Source organism: Pseudomonas sp. Pseusp11, from assembly GCF_047304405.1.
Taxonomy (GTDB): Bacteria; Pseudomonadota; Gammaproteobacteria; order Pseudomonadales; family Pseudomonadaceae; genus Aquipseudomonas.
Genome location: NZ_JBGLZF010000051.1, coordinates 19,553 through 37,168, shown reverse-complemented (window position 1 = coordinate 37,168; position 17,616 = coordinate 19,553). Strand labels below are relative to the sequence as shown.

At 58.7% G+C, this 17,616-nt stretch carries 17 protein-coding genes; 3 read left to right on the top strand and 14 right to left on the bottom strand.

All coding sequences use genetic code 11. The features are described from left to right. Positions 1-91: 91 nt before the first annotated feature. From ACCC96_RS26940 to ACCC96_RS26890, 11 genes are all read right to left on the bottom strand, one after another. The gene (locus ACCC96_RS26940; RefSeq protein ID WP_413697392.1) at positions 92-577 is read right to left on the bottom strand and encodes a DoxX family protein; all 486 of its coding nucleotides are present in this window, start codon (positions 575-577) and stop codon (positions 92-94) included. Beyond that, positions 574-1,335: a DUF2063 domain-containing protein gene (locus ACCC96_RS26935; protein WP_413697391.1), complete on the bottom strand. Its 762-nt coding sequence runs from the start codon at positions 1,333-1,335 to the stop codon at positions 574-576. Before ACCC96_RS26935 ends, ACCC96_RS26940 begins: the two co-directional genes overlap by 4 nt. Continuing rightward, positions 1,332-2,186, bottom strand: coding sequence for a DUF692 domain-containing protein (locus tag ACCC96_RS26930; protein ID WP_413697390.1), 855 nt, complete (start codon positions 2,184-2,186; stop codon positions 1,332-1,334). Before ACCC96_RS26930 ends, ACCC96_RS26935 begins: the two co-directional genes overlap by 4 nt. A gap of 26 nt (positions 2,187-2,212) precedes the next feature. Next, positions 2,213-2,518, bottom strand: a complete 306-nt coding sequence (locus tag ACCC96_RS26925) for a DUF2282 domain-containing protein (RefSeq protein WP_018926899.1) — start codon at positions 2,516-2,518, stop codon at positions 2,213-2,215. 216 nt (positions 2,519-2,734) lie between these two features. After that, the gene (locus tag ACCC96_RS26920; RefSeq protein WP_026345678.1) at positions 2,735-3,427 is read right to left on the bottom strand and encodes an RES family NAD+ phosphorylase; all 693 of its coding nucleotides are present in this window, start codon (positions 3,425-3,427) and stop codon (positions 2,735-2,737) included. Beyond that, the gene (locus tag ACCC96_RS26915) at positions 3,421-3,825 is read right to left on the bottom strand and encodes an antitoxin Xre-like helix-turn-helix domain-containing protein (protein ID WP_019647893.1); all 405 of its coding nucleotides are present in this window, start codon (positions 3,823-3,825) and stop codon (positions 3,421-3,423) included. Before ACCC96_RS26915 ends, ACCC96_RS26920 begins: the two co-directional genes overlap by 7 nt. Positions 3,826-4,041: 216 nt before the next feature. Continuing rightward, positions 4,042-4,743: an ABC transporter ATP-binding protein gene (locus ACCC96_RS26910; protein WP_007935860.1), complete on the bottom strand. Its 702-nt coding sequence runs from the start codon at positions 4,741-4,743 to the stop codon at positions 4,042-4,044. Continuing rightward, positions 4,744-5,511: a high-affinity branched-chain amino acid ABC transporter ATP-binding protein LivG gene (gene livG / locus ACCC96_RS26905; protein WP_018926895.1), complete on the bottom strand. Its 768-nt coding sequence runs from the start codon at positions 5,509-5,511 to the stop codon at positions 4,744-4,746. Beyond that, positions 5,508-6,764: a high-affinity branched-chain amino acid ABC transporter permease LivM gene (locus tag ACCC96_RS26900; protein WP_019647894.1), complete on the bottom strand. Its 1,257-nt coding sequence runs from the start codon at positions 6,762-6,764 to the stop codon at positions 5,508-5,510. Before ACCC96_RS26900 ends, livG begins: the two co-directional genes overlap by 4 nt. Beyond that, positions 6,761-7,684 carry a high-affinity branched-chain amino acid ABC transporter permease LivH gene (livH, locus tag ACCC96_RS26895; protein ID WP_007935857.1) on the bottom strand — a complete coding sequence of 308 codons (924 nt, stop codon included), beginning with the start codon at positions 7,682-7,684 and terminating at the stop codon, positions 6,761-6,763. The genes ACCC96_RS26900 and livH overlap by 4 nt, the downstream gene beginning before the upstream one ends. A 227-nt stretch (positions 7,685-7,911) precedes the next feature. Continuing rightward, positions 7,912-9,039, bottom strand: a complete 1,128-nt coding sequence (locus tag ACCC96_RS26890) for a branched-chain amino acid ABC transporter substrate-binding protein (protein WP_019580926.1) — start codon at positions 9,037-9,039, stop codon at positions 7,912-7,914. 350 nt (positions 9,040-9,389) lie between these two features. On the opposite strand from ACCC96_RS26890, the gene ACCC96_RS26885 reads away from it, so the two are divergent. Continuing rightward, positions 9,390-9,695, top strand: a complete 306-nt coding sequence (locus ACCC96_RS26885; protein ID WP_413697394.1) for a DUF2288 domain-containing protein — start codon at positions 9,390-9,392, stop codon at positions 9,693-9,695. A gap of 238 nt (positions 9,696-9,933) precedes the next feature. Here the strand turns inward: ACCC96_RS26885 and ACCC96_RS26880 are convergent, their stop codons facing one another. After that, positions 9,934-12,132 (bottom strand): hypothetical protein, encoded by a 2,199-nt coding sequence (locus tag ACCC96_RS26880; RefSeq protein WP_019647896.1) that lies wholly within the window; start codon positions 12,130-12,132, stop codon positions 9,934-9,936. A 197-nt stretch (positions 12,133-12,329) separates the two neighbouring features. On the opposite strand from ACCC96_RS26880, the gene ACCC96_RS26875 reads away from it, so the two are divergent. Beyond that, the gene (locus tag ACCC96_RS26875) at positions 12,330-13,226 is read left to right on the top strand and encodes an NAD(P)-dependent oxidoreductase (protein ID WP_413697389.1); all 897 of its coding nucleotides are present in this window, start codon (positions 12,330-12,332) and stop codon (positions 13,224-13,226) included. On the opposite strand, the gene ACCC96_RS26870 is transcribed toward ACCC96_RS26875, so the two are convergent. Next, positions 13,117-15,393, bottom strand: coding sequence for a putative bifunctional diguanylate cyclase/phosphodiesterase (locus ACCC96_RS26870; protein WP_413697388.1), 2,277 nt, complete (start codon positions 15,391-15,393; stop codon positions 13,117-13,119). The genes ACCC96_RS26875 and ACCC96_RS26870 overlap by 110 nt on opposite strands. Positions 15,394-15,541: 148 nt before the next feature. After that, on the bottom strand, positions 15,542-15,907 hold the full coding sequence (locus ACCC96_RS26865; RefSeq protein WP_413697387.1) for a YkgJ family cysteine cluster protein: 366 nt from the start codon (positions 15,905-15,907) through the stop codon (positions 15,542-15,544). Between the two features lie 280 nt (positions 15,908-16,187). On the opposite strand from ACCC96_RS26865, the gene ACCC96_RS26860 reads away from it, so the two are divergent. After that, positions 16,188-17,540 (top strand): spinster family MFS transporter, encoded by a 1,353-nt coding sequence (locus ACCC96_RS26860; RefSeq protein ID WP_413697386.1) that lies wholly within the window; start codon positions 16,188-16,190, stop codon positions 17,538-17,540. The last annotated feature ends 76 nt before the right edge of the window (positions 17,541-17,616 follow it).

The window sequence follows — 17,616 nt, the reverse complement described above, 5'->3', positions numbered from 1 at the left end:
CTTTTGATCTTGATTTTCAGCGGCTCCGAAAACAGCAAGATCAAAAGATCGCAGCCTTCGGCAGCTCCTACAAGGGAGCCCTATCCAGCGTTTAGTGGGCGTAACGCCGGGCAATCAGATGATCAATCGACAACTTGCCAGGTCCAGTCGCCATCAAGTACAGCAACACCGCCGCCCAGGTGCCGTGGGTCGGATACGCATCGGGGTACACGAACAGTTGAATGGTCAGGGTCATGCCCAGCAGCGCCAGGGCCGAAAAGCGCGTGGCGAAGCCGATCAGGATCAGTATCGGAAAGAAATGCTCGGCGAAGGCCGCCAGGTGCGCCGCCAGTTCCGGGGAGAGCAACGGCAGGTGATATTCGCTCTGGAATAACGGGATGGTCGAGTCCGCCAGCCTTGGCACGCCGAGTTCAAAGGTGCCGTCGATCAAGTCGATGGCCAGGCCTTCCACCTTGGTTTGCCCGGACTTCCAGAACACCGCGGCAATGGAAAAACGCGCGATAAAGGCGATCAGGCTGTGGGGGATTTTTTCCAGCAGCACGATGGCGCGGGCGATGGGGTTGTGCTGAATGTTCATAGCGATACCTGGTTGTGGTGTAAATGAGTGATGGCGTTGTGGCTGATCAGCAGTGCCAGGGTTTGGCTGAGATCGAAGGCCGGCGCGCGTTCCAGCGCTTGGCTCAGGGGCTGGCCGAGTCGCAGGCTCTGAATGAAGGTGCTGGCGCCGTGGTCGATGGCGAAGACCTCAACCTCCAGTTCGTTACGCAGCACCAGCGCGTTTTGCCCATGGCCGAGGTCGATCCCTGCCAGCGTCGCGTCCTGTTGATGCGCCGCCCAGATTGCGACCACGGCGAAGGCTGAAGTCAGCAGATTCAAGGAGGGGTGAAGCCCGACCGTCAGCTCGCTCAGTGCCTGTGGGTCCGACAGCACGGCGGCGATTTGCTCATGGCCCAAAGGCTGCACATCAGCGGCGTGATAGGCCTGAACGCGCAAGCGCTCCAGCCGCGCCACATCGGCCAGATAAGGCACGCTGGCTGCCGGTTCAAAACTGTCGATGAACTCGGCGAAGTCCTTGCCGTAGTCGTTGATGAGCGGGCTCTGCGGTGGGCAACCTTGCACATACAGCCCTGCCATCGCCCGGAAAAACTCATCACCGACCAGCTGCACAACCACCGGATAACTGTCGGCCAAGGCGTCGATCAGCGAGCTCTGCACATTGTTGCGATACACCGCGAAACGGCTGGCCGGATCGGCACCGTTGGCGCTGCACAAACCCTCGGGGCAGGACCGTTGTGGATCGAGCAGGGCGGCGGCAAAAGCGGCTTGAGTGCTCATGGCCGGCTCCCCGCGCGGTGCAGCAACTCATCGGCATGACGGGCTTCGGCGTGCAACACGCTGAAGGCCGGTAACCGGTTGTCGCGCTCGATCAACGTGGCGATCGGGCCGACCCGCTCCAGCACCCGCGAGTACAGTGCCCACACCGCGTTATCGACGGGCGCGCCGTGATCGTCGATCAGCAGTCGGTCACCAAGGCTGTCGGTGTCTTCGGCAAACCCCGCCAGATGAATCTCTGCCACCGCGTGCAGCGGCAGGGCGTCGATGTAGGCCAGCGGATCTTTTTGGTGATTGATGCAGGAAACGTAAACGTTGTTGACGTCCAGCAGCAGGCCGCAGCCGGTGCGGTGAATGACTTCACCGATGAAGTCGGCTTCATCGATTGTCGAGTGCTGGAACGCCAGGTATGTCGCCGGGTTTTCCAGCAGCATCGGGCGTTTGAGGGTGTTCTGCACCTGATCGATGTGCTCGCAGACGCGGTTCAGCGTCGGTGCATCGTAGGCCAGGGGCAGCAGGTCATTGAGAAACACCGGGCCATGGCTGGACCAGGCCAGATGTTCGGAAAAGGAGTGGGGTTGATAGCGCTCGATCAGCGCGGCCAGCCTTTGCAGGTGCTGACCATCCAGCGGACCTTCGGCACCGATGGACAGGCCAACACCGTGCAGCGACAGCGGATACTGCTCGCGGATCAATCCCAGAAAATGATGAAACGGGCCGCCGGCTACCATGTAGTTTTCGGCGTGGACTTCGAAGAAACCGATGTCCGGTTGTGCACCGAGCACTTCACGAAAGTGCTCGGTCTTGAGCCCCAGCCCGGAGCGGGGCGGGAGCCCGGAGAATGAATGGTTCATGGTCGACACTCAGGCTGGGGGACTGATTACGACTTGGCTTTGTAGGCTTCCATCTGGCCGAAACCGGTTGGCGAGGTCTTGCTCATTGTGGTGGCGCAGGTGCCCTTGGGGACGAGCTTCCAGGCGTTGGCCTGGTAGTCGGTTTTGGCGGTGCCAGCGCAAGTGGTACCAGCACCAGCGGCGCAATCGTTATGACCTTTCATGGCCACGCCGAAGCATTTTTCCATGTTGGCGTCAGCGGCATGGGCAGTGGAGACCGCGGCGATGCTCAGGGCAGAACCAAGTGCCAGAACCAGGGCGGTGGCGGACAGGGTGCGGGTGGTAGCAGTCATGATGTTTCTCCGAAATTGAGCTTGGTATGGCAAGCGTTTGTGCTTGCTTACCGCTCTAGAGAAACGACAGGGCGGGGTGTTACAGCTGACTGCAGATTTTTTTCAAAAATCCTCAAAACACCATCAATCCCCTGTGGGAGGGCGCGCGATAGCGTCATGACATTTAGCATTGATGCTGACTGACAACGGATTCGTGCTATCGCGCCGATAAGACAGTTATGCAATGCTGATTTTATTAACACTAGTGATCTGGCCGTTCCAGATCATCTCGTAGTGGGCTGTTTGAATGACTGATGAGACTGGTCTGGGAGTCATCAGCGCCCAGCAGTAGTTGCCATGCATACGCACGGAGTTGTATCGCAGGCCAAGGCCCCCTGCATCCTTGACTGCCTTACCCAAGCGATGTGAGTGCGTGTAGTCGACGGGATCGTAGATAGGATCGTGCATCGGAATGGATACGGCATCCCTCATTGCTTCGTCAACGAAAGTGCAGGATAACCCCCGGAAAACAAACCTCTCGTAATTGAGACTCTGGACATTCGACCAATACTGGTTTTGGTGATGCTGTACCTCAGCCAGAGCAGTTTCCATCGAGGCAGCCAAGTACAACACGCCGAAACTGCCATCGCTGAAACGCGAGCCTGTTGGGTTGACGTGGGTGAAAGGGGCTGTCGCATAAGAGCATCCAGGGATGCCAAAGGGAATTTCCGCACGCGGTATCAGCTCAAGCCGACCTACCTCATTTTGCAGCCTCGGATTTGTGAGGGCCTGTATCTGATACAGAACATCAAATTCGTTCGCGTCCGCCACGTCGTCAAACAACGCAATGGGCGGAAACTTTGAATTGATCAATCGGTAGGCCTGCAACTGCTCACCGGCCAATACTGGCAACTGGCTCACCATTACCATTGTGCGCCTCGCAGCACGTCGATCCGCCGAAACGTCTCGTACAAGGAAATCATATCCCCCTGGGACATGATTTCGAGCGGGGTACGCCCGTTGAAGAACTCGTTTTCGTTCGCCATCGTCGGAAAACCATAGACGTTCTCAGGGTTATCAAAGACAAGACGCAGAGCGGCATGGATGTTGAGAATAAAACTGATGCGCTGCATCTGGTCTGAATCCAGGTTTACGGACCAATCGGGATCGCGCTGTTTTGCCCGTGAGTACGTACTGCGGGAAATGCGCAGGATACGACAGGCCTGATCGCCCGATGCCTGCCACTTTTCGAGTATGCCTACAGCTGCTCGCAAACCAGTCACGCACTGGTCTTTGGTGAATCCTTGTGCCTGGGAGGTTGCTGTCATGGTGATCACTTCTTGTTTATCTGTAGATACAAATATATTCAAGATGACTCTATAGATCAATGGCGTTTATGAGGCGGGGCTCCTCCGACAGGGCTTCTTCTTTATCATTCAGGTTGTGCTAAAGATACACAGCCCCCCGTAGGAGCAGCCTTCGGTGAGGTTTGTGCCAGGCACAAAAAAACGGCCCGAAGGCCGTTTTTTGTTTACCGCAAAGGCTTAACCACCGAGGTACGCTTCGCGCACTTTCGGGTCGGTCAACAGTGCTTCACCGGTCCCGCTCATCACCACCCGGCCGTTTTCCAGCACGTAGGCACGGTCAGCGATTTTCAGGGCCTGGTTGGCGTTCTGCTCCACCAGGAACACTGTCACACCGTCCTTGCGCAGCTGTTCGATGATGTCGAAAATCTGCTGGATGATGATCGGTGCCAGGCCCAGCGATGGCTCGTCGAGCAGCAACAGCTTGGGCTTGCTCATCAGCGCGCGGCCGATGGCGAGCATTTGCTGTTCGCCGCCGGACATGGTGCCGCCGCGTTGGGCAAAGCGTTCTTTCAGGCGTGGGAAAAGTCCCAGAACCTTGTCCATCTGTTCCTGATAGTCGCCCTTGTCGGTGAAGAACCCGCCCATGGCGAGGTTTTCTTCGACGGTCAGACGGGCAAACACCCGACGGCCTTCCGGAACCACGGCGATGCTTTTACGCATGATGTGCGACGAGTCCTGGCCGACGAGCTCTTCGCCCATGTAGCGGATGCTGCCGCTGTGGGCTTGCGGCGAACCGCAGAGGGTCATCAGCAGGGTCGACTTGCCGGCACCGTTGGCGCCGATCAGGGTCACGATCTCGCCCTGGCGGACTTCGACGTTGACGCTGTGCAGCGCCTGGATCTTGCCGTAGAAGGTGGAAACGTTTTCGAACTGCAGCATTTACGCTTCCCCCAGGTAGGCTTTGATCACTTCAGGATTGTCGCGGATCTGCTCAGGCGTGCCGTTGGCCAACGGTGTGCCCTGGTTGATCACGAAGATATGGTCGGAAATGCTCATGACCAGTTTCATGTCGTGTTCGATCAACAGCACCGTCACATTATGCTCTTCACGCAGGGTGCCGATCAGCGCCTTGAGGTCGTCGGTTTCCCGCGGATTGAGGCCGGCGGCCGGTTCGTCGAGCATGAGGATGCTTGGACGGGTCATCATGCAGCGGGCGATTTCCAGGCGGCGCTGCTGACCATAAGCCAGGGTGCCGGCCGGACGGTTGGCGAACTCCTTGAGGTTGACCTTTTCCAGCCAGAACTCGGCGTATTCCATGGCCTCGCGTTCGCTGCGGCGAAACGCCGGGGTCTTGAACAGACCGGCCAGGAAGTTGGTGTTCAGGTGGCGGTGCTGGGCGATCAGCAGGTTTTCCACGGCGGTCATGTCTTTGAACAGCCGCACGTTCTGGAAAGTCCGCACCACGCCTTTGCCGGCGATCTTGTGGCCGGGCAGGCCTTCGATCGCTTCACCATTGAGCTGGATAGTGCCGGCGGTGGGTTTGTAGAACCCGGTCAGGCAGTTGAATACAGTGGTCTTGCCGGCGCCGTTGGGGCCGATCATCGATACCACTTGTTTCTCTTTGACGCTCAAGGCTACGCCATTGACCGCCAACAGGCCGCCGAAGCGCATGCTCAGGCCATCTACTTTCAGGATCTCTCTGCTCATTTACGCAGCTCCATGTGAGGACGTTGCATGGGCAGCAGACCTTGAGGACGCCAGATCATCATCAGCACCATCAAGGCGCCGAACATCAACATGCGGTATTCGCTGAAGTCACGCATCAGTTCGGGCAGCAGGATCATCACGACAGCCGCGAGAACCACGCCCAACTGCGAGCCCATGCCGCCCAACACCACGATGGCGAGGATGGTGGCCGACTCGATGAAGGTGAACGACTCCGGAGTGACCAGTCCTTGGCGAGCGGCGAAGAAGCTACCGGCGAAACCGGCGAAGCAGGCACCCAGGGTGAAGGCCGACAGCTTGATCACGGTCGGGTTCAGGCCCAGGGCACGGCAAGCGATTTCGTCTTCGCGCAAGGCTTCCCAGGCACGGCCGATCGGCATGCGCAGCAGGCGGTTGATCACGAACAGCGCGAACAGTGCCAGCAACAGTGCCACCAGGTAGAGGAAAACCACCTTGCTGACCGGGTTGTACGTCAGGCCGAAGAACTCGTGGAAGGTCTGCATGCCTTCGGCGGCCGTTCTTTCGAAGGTCAGGCCGAACAGCGACGGTTTGGGAATGTTGCTGATGCCGTTCGGTCCGCCGGTGAGGCCCGTCAGGTTACGCAGGAACAGGCGGATGATCTCACCGAAGCCCAGGGTCACGATCGCCAGATAGTCACCGCGCAGACGCAGCACCGGGAAACCGAGCAGGAAGCCGAAAGTGGCCGCCATCAGCCCGGCAATCGGCAGGCAGATCCAGAAGCTCAGGCCGTAGTAGTGCGACAGCAGCGCATAGCTGTAGGCGCCCACGGCGTAGAAACCGACGTAACCAAGGTCGAGCAGACCCGCCAGACCGACCACGATGTTCAGGCCCAGGCCGAGCAGCACGTAGATCAGGATCAGCGTGGCGATGTCCACTGCACCGCGTGAACCGAAGAACGGCCACACCAGTGCCGCGACGATCAACGCCATGATGATCCAGCGCTGGGTGGTCGGCAGGGTCAGGAAGTGGCTCGCGCTGGCCGGGATCAGTTTGCCCTTGGGCACGGAGCTCATGGCCGCCGAGTATTCGCGGTCGAACAGCACACGCAGGAACATCAGCACCGAGCAGGTGGCGATGATGATCAGCGTGGAGGTGCTGGCGCCTTCCACTTCGAGGTTGATCCCGGCGATGGACAGTTTCAGGCCGAGTACCGGATAGGCCACGGCCCATACCAGCAGGGCGCTGAACAGCGCCTGTTTAAGATTCCTAGTCATACTTTCTCAACCTCCGGACGACCCAGCAGGCCGGTTGGCCGGAATAACAGCACCAGGACCAGAAGGCCGAAAGCCACCACGTCCTTGTACTGGTCACCGAATATATCGGCGCCGAATGCTTCGGCTACCCCCAGCACCAGACCACCGAGCATGGCGCCCGGAATGCTGCCGATGCCACCCAGCACCGCCGCGGTAAAGGCTTTGAGGCCTACCAGGAATCCGGCGTTAGGGTTGATCACGCCGTACTGCATGCTCAGCAGTACTGCCGCCACGGCCGCCAGGGCGGCACCGATGACGAAGGTCAGGGCGATGATGTTGTTGGTGTTGATGCCCAGCAGGTTGGCCATCTTGATGTCTTCGGCACAGGCCCGACAGGCGCGTCCCAGACGTGAACGCGAGATGAACTGGGTGAGACAGAGCATCACCACCAGGGTCACCACGAACACCAGGATCTGCATGTAGGAGATCAGCACTTCCTCTGCGCCGCCTGGACCGAAGCTGAAGCTGCCCGGAATCAGGTTGGGGATCGATTTGTCCTTGGAGTCCTGCGAGAGCAGTACGGAGTTCTGCAGGAAGATCGACATGCCGATGGCGGAGATCAGCGGGATCAGACGGTTACTGCCCCGCAGAGGGCGGTAGGCGATCCGTTCGATACTGTAGCCGTAGGCACTGGTCACTACGATGGTCGCCAGGAAAGCGGCGGTCATCAACAACGGCAGAGAATGGATACCCAGCATGGCCAGTCCGGCAAGGACGATGAAGGCCACGTAGGAACCGATCATGTAGACCTCGCCATGGGCGAAGTTAATCATTCCAATAATGCCGTAAACCATTGTGTAGCCAATGGCTATAAGGGCATAGGTGCTGCCAATGGTCATCCCATTAACCAGCTGTTGGAAGAAGTGATAGATCTCAGGCATTACAGCGCTCCTAAAAACCTGATACGCATTTCACTGGTGGAGTCATGTTCCGGCCCGGGCTGTGTGGTCTGTGGCCACCTTCGCACGAGCGTTTGCCAGCGAACCGCTGGTGACGGTTTTAAGATTTTCAGGTAAGCCAACTCCCGGATCGCGGGACTCTGACTCATTAATCTCGTAAAACAAAGCCCACTGCTTGCGCAGTGGGCTTTATTAATCATGGAGCTAGCTTACTGAGGGGAAACTTCGGTTTTTGGTTTGCCGAAGTGCCACTCATAGACCACGAATTTGAAGTCTTTCAGGTCGCCCTTGCTGTCGAACGACAGATCACCGGTCGGGGTCTTGAAGGTGCCTTTGTGAATGGCTTCAGCCACCTTGGCGGTGTCTTCGCTCTTGGCAGCCTTGATACCTTCGGCAATCACTTCGACAGCCGAGTAGGCCGGGAACACGAACGGACCGCTTGGGTCCTGCTTCTTGTCGGCAAAGGCTTGTACCAGTGCTTTGTTGGCCGGGTCCTGGTCGAAGGATTTCGGCAGGGTGACCAACAGGCCTTCGGAAGCATTCTGGGCAATTTGCGAGATGGAGTCGTTGCCGACGCCTTCAGGCCCCATGAACTTGGCTTTCAGACCTTTTTCCTGGGACTGGCGCAGGATCAGGCCCAGCTCCGGGTGGTAGCCGCCGTAGTAGACGAAGTCGACGTTGGCTTGCTTGAGCTTCTGGATGATCGAGGAGAAGTCCTTGTCACCGGCGTTCAGGCCTTCGAACACGGCAACCTTGACGCCTTTCTTCTCAAGGGTCTGTTTCACGGCGGTGGCGATGCCTTCACCGTATTGCTGTTTGTCGTGCAGCACAGCAACGATCTTCGGTTTCACGTGATCGGCGATGTAGTTGCCGGCGGCAGGGCCCTGGGCGCTGTCCAGGCCGATGGTGCGGAACACCAGCTTGTAACCACGGGTGGTGATGTCCGGGTTGGTGGCGGCCGGGGTGATCATGATCACGCCTTCGTCTTCGTAGATGTCCGAAGCTGGCTGGGTGGAGCTGGAGCACAGGTGGCCGACAACGAATTTCACACCATCGTTGACCACTTTGTTGGCGACGGCCACGGCTTGTTTAGGGTCGCACGCGTCGTCGTATTCCTTGGCTTCGAGCATCTTGCCGTCGACGCCGCCTTTGGCGTTGATCTGCTCGATGGCCATCTTGGCGCCGATGAACTGCATGTCGCCGTATTGAGTGACCGGGCCGGTTTTAGGGCCGGCGATGCCGATCTTGATGGTGTCGGCGGCGAACGAATGGCTGGCAACCCCGGCCAGAACCATAGCGGCAAACAGTTTGGAAATCTGCTTAGTAGCCTTAGTCATAGTGCTCCACTCTTGCTGTTGTAGTTTTTATAGTCCTGGCGCCGTAGCAGCAGAACCGGGTCAGATATCGTCGATATCCTCCGGAAAATGCCCCCGGCAACTGTACCGGTACAGTGTAGAGCGCCGATTGTTAGCCTGGGAAGCTGGCGCCAGGGGGCAAACCCTGAGGGTGTCGCTTTGTTGAAAGAAAAAGACAGAATCGCGGCAGGATGTTAGCTGGCTAATACTTGAAGCGACAGCATTCCCTGGCTTTCCCGGGTTTTTCAATCGGTGACGCAATTGCATCCGGGTTTTTCTGGCGCAATACCGACGTTATCATTCACATCGATTTCTTTTGCGGACAGCAACCCATGACTCAAGAACCTAGCACCCTCTATGCCAAGCTGCTTGGTGAAACCGCATCTATTACCTGGAAAGAGTTGGAGCCGTTCTTTGCCAAGGGTGCCCTATTGTGGGTCGATCCTGGTCTGGATTTGATCGCGGCGGCGGAGGCCGTAGCGACGGATGAAGGCGAGAAAGTCGCTGCCTGGCTGGCCGCCGACAAGGTCGCCAAGCTGTCTGAAACGCGGGCGCTGGATATTTTCGAGCGTGATCCGGAGCTGTGGGCCGTGGTTGTTTCGCCGTGGATTATGATCCAGGAAAGGGCGACGGCTTGAATGCTCGCACCGATATGGTGCTTGGTTTTGTCGGGCAAAAGTGTGTAGCCGAGTAGCGTGATGGCACGTTGCCGTGGAGAAAGGCCACAGAAAGGCCGGTATAACGGTGACGTAAACGTAACGGGAACAGTTTATTGAGCAGCCGATGGGCTGCTCAATTGTTTCTGGGTGTTGTGATCATTCCCACGCGGAGCGTGGAAACGATCATCACAAGGCTGCGATCGTTAAAGGCTCGACCTCAATAAGCCGTCTTGCCCGTATGGTTATTCAGCGAAATAACCTTGGTCTTGCCAATCCGGTGACGGTAGATCTCGCGCAGGTACTTGATCGCCTTCTTCACGCAATCGCGCGACAAACGAATGTCATTGATCGAGACGAACTTGTCCTTGTCGTTGATCAGCTCGCGGTACTTCTTCTCGTACATCGGTTTGATCGCGTACCAGTTGGTGTCGAGGATCTTCGCCGGGTTTTCGAATTCGTTGAGCAGGTCGTCGATCCGGTCTTCGTCGAAGTCTTCATGGATGATGAAGTCCAGGATCGAGTTATCCAGCGTTTCGTCGAAGCGATACGGATTTTTTGCGAAGCAACGCTTGATGAACGCCACGATCAGCGTCAGGAAGTCGTCCGACAGGCACGGGCTCTTGGCGATCAGGGTGGTCAGCGACAGGTTGGCCGAGGCGCCGATCACCAGTGCATAACGCTTGAGCGTGGTGTTGGGGAACAGGCTGTTGAGGTGGGTCTTCAACCGGTTCAGGTCCATGTAGGACAGCTTGTAGTCTTTCGGCAGGGACACGATCGACACCACCGACGAGCAATTCTTGAAGAAGTGCAGGTCGTGCAGCGCGGCCGCGTCATAGCCCGAATTCTTGTACTGCTCGAGCGAGGCGCGGTAGCGCTTGGACTCGATTGGCAACAGGCTGATGCCTTCGATTGCCTGGGTGACTTTGTTGAAGTGCGGCAGGTCGATGGAGCGGAAGAACAGGTCGTCGATGTTCAGGCGCTGCGGCTCTTTGTCGAACACCTTGAACTTGTCGCTGCTTGGCGGCGGCGTTTCCGGCACCACGGACTCGGCGTAGGCAATGGCCACCGGGCCGGCCAGGCTCATGAACAGGTCGTTGGCGTCCAGGCGAATGGTTTCGCCGATGTCGATGCCGGCACGACGGAAATAGTTCTGGTCGTAGTCGGTGGTCACCGCCTGCGCTGTCAGAATGTTGAAGATCTGCTGTGAGATGTACTGGTTGGCGTGCTTTTCCATCGCGTTGACGTCGATGTTCTGGATGTTGCCGTCATCGCTTTCTTCGGCATAACGCATGATGTCGTTGGAGATCAGCATCATCGCGTTCCATGGGCGGATACGGCCCATGACGCTGGCTTCGCTGCTGTCTTCGTTGGCGAAGTTGTAGGAGAAGTCCCACTCTTCCGACAGGTATTTACACAGCAGGCGACCGGCGTTGATGTGCAGCGCTTCGGACATTTCACTGCGGTGATCGGAAATGTTCGGCAGTACGCAGATGCCGCTGGTGAAGATCGGCTCGAAGACGAAGGAATGGCCGCTCTTGCCGTCGTGTTCGTCCATCGGCTTGGTGTCGAACGTCTTGTTCATGTACGAGTGCTGCTGGGCCAGGCCGAATTCCGAGGCCATGCCCGAACCGGTACCGCCACCGGCACTGAAGATCGAGAAGTACAGGCGCGACTGGTTGGCCTTGATCCCGCAGCTGTCGATCAGGTACGAGTGAATCATCTTCCAGTCGGGGCTGGAGAAGCGCTGGGTGTCCTTGTTCAGGATGATCTTGGCCAGGTACTGGCCGAGGATCGGCGCGTTACCGGCGCCACCGGCGTGGACTTCCGACAAGTCCATGATTTTCATTTTGCTGTAGTCGCGCAAAAAGCCGCTTTTTTCGCCCTTGCGCGAGAAACGGATGCGACCGGCGATGTCCTTGTCCAGGTCGCCGAGCATCACCAGCGGTTCCACCAGGAATACCGGTTTGGTGGCCTTGTTCGGCCCCAGGCGCAGGTTGTTGCGAATCCACTGCGCCGGGCTGTAGCCCTTTTCGGCGTAGCGTTTATCCGGCGACAGACGGTCTTCGTTGTTGAATTCGTTGAGGTAGAACTTGCGGGCGTTGTACACCAGCTCCGCCACGTCCAGCGCGATGTTCGAACCGCAGCGGCCCAAGCCGATCAGGCACACCGAGGGGAATTCCTGGTCGTTGTGCTGTTCGTTGTCGCCTTCCAGATGGGGCGGGCGCGGGAACACCAGGTCGCGCAGGCCGTCGAGGTTGTCGAGGATGCGGTCGGTATTGGTTTCGGTGAAGTACAGGTATTGCTGAGTCGACAGCGGACGCGACGGGGGCAATGGCTTCGACGATGAGGGGCTGTTCGCCGCGGGGCTCAGGGTCAGGTCGGATACCGCGGTGGCCGGATTGTTTTTAGAAGTCATTGTGCGCCATATACCTGGACTGGTCGGCTCGGCGACAAGTGTCATCGAGTCATCACGGAATGGGATCTCGCGTCTTTTTTTAGCGCGAATGTAGCCCAAGCGTCAGGGCCTTGGCCTGAACATCGCTCGGGGGAATCCTTTCCTTAACCATGATGAATCGGCCAATATTCGATGATCTTTAATCAAAGGGAGGCTAAATGATGGCAACGTTGCCTGCGCTGGGGTTCGCCGGAATCGGCCTGATGGGTTTGCCGATGTGCCGACGCCTGTTGGCAGCCGGTTATCCGCTGACGGTGTGGAACCGCAACCCGGCCAAGTGTGCAGCGCTGGTCGAGGCTGGTGCGCGGCAAGTGGCGACACCGGCCGAGCTGTGTCAGCACGCCGACGTGGTGATGTTGTGCCTGGCCGATACCGCGGTGGTTCGTGAGGTGGTGTTTGGCGCGGCTGGCGTTGCCGAGGGGGCGAAAAGCGGCCAGTTGCTGGTGGATTTTTCCAGCCTGGAGCCCACCGCAACGCGGGAAATGGCCACAGCACTGGCCAATAAAACCGGGATGGGTTGGCTCGATGCGCCGGTGTCTGGCGGGGTGGTCGGCGCCGAGGCCGGCAGCCTGGCGATCATGGTCGGTGGCGAGGCGGCAGACCTTGCACGCGTGCGACCGATGTTTCTGACCCTTGGCCAGCGCGTGACCCACATGGGTGCGGTCGGCGCGGGGCAGGTGACCAAGGCCTGCAATCAGATGATCGTCGCCTGCAATGCCTTGGTCATTGCTGAAGTGGTGGCCCTGGCCGAGCGCTCCGGGGTCGATGCCAGCCTGATTGCCGAGGCGCTGGCCGGTGGTTTCGCCGATTCAAAACCGTTGCAGATTCTCGCGCCGCAAATGGCCGAAAGTCGTTTCGAACCCGTGAAATGGCACGTACGCACGCTGCTCAAGGATCTCGATACCGCCGTGAAGTTTTCCCGCGAACAGGGTTCGGCCACGCCGATCAGCGGATTGGCCGCACAACTGATGCGCCTCCATGGGGGGCAGGGGTTCCTGGAAAAGGATCCCTCGACGTTAGTGCAGTTGTACCGTGAGCCAGACTCAACGGATTGACGGCATGAGTGTGCTGGTTGATTTCGGCCAGCACCGGCCGCAACTTGGCCAGCGGCACCGGATGGCTAAGCAGGTAGCCCTGGACGAAATCGCAGCCGTGGCGTTGGAGAAAGTCGTATTGCTCGAGGGTCTCGACACCTTCGGTGACGACCTGCAAATGCAGGGTATGGGCCATGACGATAATGGCCTGGACGATTTCCATGTCCTGGGTGGCCATGGGAATGTCCTGAATGAACGAGCGGTCGATCTTCAGCGTGTTTAATGGCAGGCGCCTGAGGTAGGCCAGGGATGAATAGCCGGTGCCGAAGTCGTCGATCGACAACGAAACACCAAGGGCGCGAATCTGCCGCAGCAACACCAGGGTGTTGGAAATATTGCCCATCAATGCATTCTCGGTCACCTCCAGCTCCAGTCGCTGGGGTGTCACCCCGTAGATGCGCAGGGCGTGTTCGATTTCATCGGCCAGTTCTTCTCGCGCCAGGTTCAGGGGCGAGCAATTCACTGCGATCTTGAGGTCTTCGCAATCGTGGCGGGACAGTTCGCCCAGGTCTGCACAGGCTTTGCGCAATACCCAATTGTCCAGTTCGGCGATCAGGCCGTTGGCCTCGGCGATGGCGATGAACCTGTCCGGCGTCAACAATCCGTGAACCGGGTGTTGCCAGCGGACCAGCGCTTCAAGTTTGCTGACTCGGCCGATTCTCAGGTCATAGATCGGCTGGTAATACAGCATCAACCCGGAGTCTTCGCGCAGGGCGTGACGCAGTTCTTCTTCGAGTTGCAACTCCAGGGTGGCGCGGGCTTTCAGGTTTGAACTGAAAAAGTGCAACCCGTTACGACCGCTGCCCTTGGACTGATACAGCGCCAGGTCGGCGTTCTTCAGCAGTTCTTCGCAGGTTTTGCCGTCTTCCGGAAACAGGCTGATGCCGATGCTGGTGGTCATGACCATGCGCCGTCCGGACAACTCGATGGGGTCCTTCATTTTCAGCATGATGCGCTGGGCCATATGCCGCGCTTCTTCACGGTCGTACAAGTTGATGAGGAGGCAGAATTCGTCGCCTCCGAAACGCGCCACCACGTCTTCGTGGCTGCGCACCGAAGCCTTGATATGGCTGGCGAGGACTTTGAGCAATTCGTCGCCGGCGTCATGGCCAAGGCTGTCGTTGATCCGCTTGAAGTGGTCGATGTCGAGGAATATCACCGCGAGCATGCCGCCTTCGTTGGTTTTTTCGATGAGTTTTTCGGCGAAGAGCTGGTTGAAGCCCCGGCGGTTGAGCAGGTTGGTCAAGGGGTCGTAATGCGCCACCTGTTGCAGCGACATGCGTGCCTGATCCAGTTGACCGAGCAGGGCGTTGACCCGCTGCAGGTCGGACTCCTTGTGTTGCAGCTTCTTGTCCGCCAGTGCGGCACTGATGCTGCTGCCGATGATCAACAGCGCCATCACTGCCACAGTCAGCCCCAGTTGCAGGTGATTGTTGTCGCCGGGCAGCGGTTGAAGGCTGTCATCGGGCAGCACCAGGTTGAGCGATGCCATGCCGGTGAAATGCATGCTGACAATGCCGGCCCCGAGCACCAGGCTGGCGGTGTATTTGAACAGTAGATGATACGCACCGGTGTCATCGCGCAAGTGACTGGAAATCAACAGGGCAGCCAGGCTGGCACCGATGGCGATCACCACGGAGAGCACGAACAGGGCGGGCTGGTAATAGACCAGTGCATTCGATCGCAGTGCGGCCATGCCCACGTAGTGCATGGTCGCGATGCCCAGGCCGATCCACACCGCGGCCCGCAGGTATTGCCGGAAATTCAGTTGGGGATGGCTCAGGGTGTACATGGCCAGCCACGAGGCGGTCAGGGCGAACAACAGCGAGATCAGGGTGGTGGGCAGGTGGTAATGGATTTCGATCGGCACCTGGAACGCCAGCATGCTGATGAAGTGCATGGACCAGATACCGCCCGCCAGACACCCGGCGCCGACCCAGCGCCAGAGTCGTTGAGAGGCGGACTTTTCCACATGACCCACCCGCTCGGTCATGTCCAGCGTGGCGAAACCGGCCGTGCAGGCGACCAGATAGGCCAGCAACACCAGAAACGGGTTATGGGTGCAATTGAGTATGACCTGCCCGCTTTCCGGCAGCCCGGTCATGAAATGCAAACCAAGCCACTCCATAGCATGTCCCGTCTGTGAGTCATCTTGGCCTGCGTCATGCGCGCTGGCGAATGCTGGCAGTATAGAGGGCTTACACGGAGCGCAAGGGATGATAGCGCAATGATGTCAAATATTTTTCGAATGGCTTGATTGCGGTCGTTGCCAAGCCTTAGGCGATCTGCTCAAAAGGCGTTTCGAATTCAGGTTGCAGGGCGGGTAGCCCGAACGCGGCCCGTGCCGCATCGCAATCCACGTTCGCCTCGCCATTGGCCCAAGAGGCGTCGAACTCCCGACAAGTGCTGGAGCGCTGATCGTAAATCGAGCACTGCACGGTACTGCCCACTTCACCCACCAGACCGACACAGCGAACAGGTTTGCAGTCTGTGCCCAGCATGGCCACCCGGCTGGGGCTGATGGACGTGACCAGTTCGTCAGGCACCGTGCCCCCGGCCGAGGCGCATTCACCCCAGAAAAAAGACACGCGGAAATGAGAACAGCAGGCACCGCAATTCAGACACGGACTGGCTTCGGACATGGGCAATGATCAAAGGAGGAATGGGAATGGGGTGGGCAGACAAGGCCGCTATTCTAGGCTTCGCCATGCCGTTGGGAAGGGGGGCGCAGAGGTATTTTTCCAGCCTGCGACTGATGGTGAAAAACCTGGCTTCCTGACAGCACTGATCCCACAGGTTATGCGTGGCGCCATGGGCTGATATCAGCCTTGCGAATAATGACAGACAGCCCTGGCGGGCCTGACTAGATTGGAGGTTCCGGGGACAGTGACGCCCCCAACAACAATAAAAAGAGACGGACCCATGCAGAACTCGACCCAAGCGGCGAATGCCTGGCGCATTCTGTTCCTGTTGTTCCTGGCCAACCTGTTCAACTTCTTCGATCGCACCATTCCGGCGATCATCATCGAGCCGATCCGCATGGAATGGCACCTCAGCGACTTTCAGCTGGGGATCATCGGGACTGCATTCACCATCGTCTACGCCATTGCCGGCCTGCCTCTGGGGCGATTGGCCGATACTGGCTCGCGCAGCAAACTGATGGGCTGGGGCCTGGCGGCATGGAGCGGGCTGACCGCGGTCAACGGGTTGGTGGGCAGTTTCTGGAGTTTCCTGATCGTGCGGATGGGCATCGGCATCGGTGAAGCCAGTTACGCGCCGGCCGCCAACTCGCTGATCGGTGATTTATTCCCGGCGCATCGTCGGGCGCGGGCCATGGGCATTTTCATGCTCGGCTTGCCGCTGGGCCTGCTGCTGGCGTTCTTCACCATTGGTGCGATGGTCAAGGCGTTCGACAGCTGGCGTGCGCCGTTCTTTATCGCGGCGGTGCCGGGGTTGATCCTGGCGGTCTTCATGTTCTTCATCAAAGAGCCGAAACGTGGCGCGGCGGAAAGCGTGCAGGTTTCACAGGAGCGCGTGGACCGGCCGATCCGTCGAGTGCTGGCGGTGCCGACTTTTCTGTGGCTGGTGATGGCGGGGCTTTGTTTCAACTTCGCAACCTATGCCTGCAACTCGTTTCTGGTGCCGATGCTGCAGCGTTATTTTCTGATGCCGTTACAGGACGCGGCGGTGGCGACCGGGGTGATCGTCGGGGTGACGGGGTTGTTCGGCCTGACACTCGGCGGCTGGATTGCCGACAAGATTCACCAGCGGGTGGCCAATGGGCGACTGCTGTTCGCCGCATTCAGCCTGATCATTTCGACCTTGTGTACGGCTTGGGCGCTGCATGCCGGGCGGATCGAGATCGGGGTATTTGTCGCGGTATTCAGCCTGGGGTGGTTATTCGCCTACAACTTCTACACCTGCGTGTACACGGCGATCCAGGACGTGGTCGAACCACGCCTGCGGGCGACGGCGATGGCGTTGTTCTTTGCCGGGTTGTATCTGTTGGGCGGTGGTTTGGGGCCGGTGGTGGTGGGCGGTCTGTCCGATCACTTCGCCCATACCGCGATGCTCTCGGCGGGTGCCGAGCAGATGACCGAGGCGTTCAAGGCTGTCGGCCTGCATGATGCGATGTACCTGATCCCGGTGGCGCTGTTTTTCACCATGGTGTTTCTGTTTTTGGCATCGCGGTGTTTTGTGCGGGATGCCAAGCGGATGAAAGAAGGGTTGGTGGCGGTGGTTGAGCCCGGGATTGCAGCGGCGCCCGCGGTTTAAGATCAAAAGATCGTCCGATCGCGGCCCGAGCCTTCGGCAGCTCCTACAAGGGCATCGTGATCGGCGCGGCCCCTGT

Excerpts from the sequence above, each read along its gene's own strand:
- ACCC96_RS26940 (WP_413697392.1), bottom strand. The coding sequence starts at position 577 with ATGAACATTCAGCACAACCCCATCGCCCGCGCCATCGTGCTGCTGGAA.
- ACCC96_RS26935 (WP_413697391.1), bottom strand. The coding sequence starts at position 1,335 with ATGAGCACTCAAGCCGCTTTTGCCGCCGCCCTGCTCGATCCACAACGG.
- ACCC96_RS26930 (WP_413697390.1), bottom strand. The coding sequence starts at position 2,186 with ATGAACCATTCATTCTCCGGGCTCCCGCCCCGCTCCGGGCTGGGGCTC.
- ACCC96_RS26925 (WP_018926899.1), bottom strand. The coding sequence starts at position 2,518 with ATGACTGCTACCACCCGCACCCTGTCCGCCACCGCCCTGGTTCTGGCA.
- ACCC96_RS26920 (WP_026345678.1), bottom strand. The coding sequence starts at position 3,427 with ATGGTAATGGTGAGCCAGTTGCCAGTATTGGCCGGTGAGCAGTTGCAG.
- ACCC96_RS26915 (WP_019647893.1), bottom strand. The coding sequence starts at position 3,825 with ATGACAGCAACCTCCCAGGCACAAGGATTCACCAAAGACCAGTGCGTG.
- ACCC96_RS26910 (WP_007935860.1), bottom strand. The coding sequence starts at position 4,743 with ATGCTGCAGTTCGAAAACGTTTCCACCTTCTACGGCAAGATCCAGGCG.
- livG (WP_018926895.1), bottom strand. The coding sequence starts at position 5,511 with ATGAGCAGAGAGATCCTGAAAGTAGATGGCCTGAGCATGCGCTTCGGC.
- ACCC96_RS26900 (WP_019647894.1), bottom strand. The coding sequence starts at position 6,764 with ATGACTAGGAATCTTAAACAGGCGCTGTTCAGCGCCCTGCTGGTATGG.
- livH (WP_007935857.1), bottom strand. The coding sequence starts at position 7,684 with ATGCCTGAGATCTATCACTTCTTCCAACAGCTGGTTAATGGGATGACC.
- ACCC96_RS26890 (WP_019580926.1), bottom strand. The coding sequence starts at position 9,039 with ATGACTAAGGCTACTAAGCAGATTTCCAAACTGTTTGCCGCTATGGTT.
- ACCC96_RS26885 (WP_413697394.1), top strand. The coding sequence starts at position 9,390 with ATGACTCAAGAACCTAGCACCCTCTATGCCAAGCTGCTTGGTGAAACC.
- ACCC96_RS26880 (WP_019647896.1), bottom strand. The coding sequence starts at position 12,132 with ATGACTTCTAAAAACAATCCGGCCACCGCGGTATCCGACCTGACCCTG.
- ACCC96_RS26875 (WP_413697389.1), top strand. The coding sequence starts at position 12,330 with ATGATGGCAACGTTGCCTGCGCTGGGGTTCGCCGGAATCGGCCTGATG.
- ACCC96_RS26870 (WP_413697388.1), bottom strand. The coding sequence starts at position 15,393 with ATGGAGTGGCTTGGTTTGCATTTCATGACCGGGCTGCCGGAAAGCGGG.
- ACCC96_RS26865 (WP_413697387.1), bottom strand. The coding sequence starts at position 15,907 with ATGTCCGAAGCCAGTCCGTGTCTGAATTGCGGTGCCTGCTGTTCTCAT.
- ACCC96_RS26860 (WP_413697386.1), top strand. The coding sequence starts at position 16,188 with ATGCAGAACTCGACCCAAGCGGCGAATGCCTGGCGCATTCTGTTCCTG.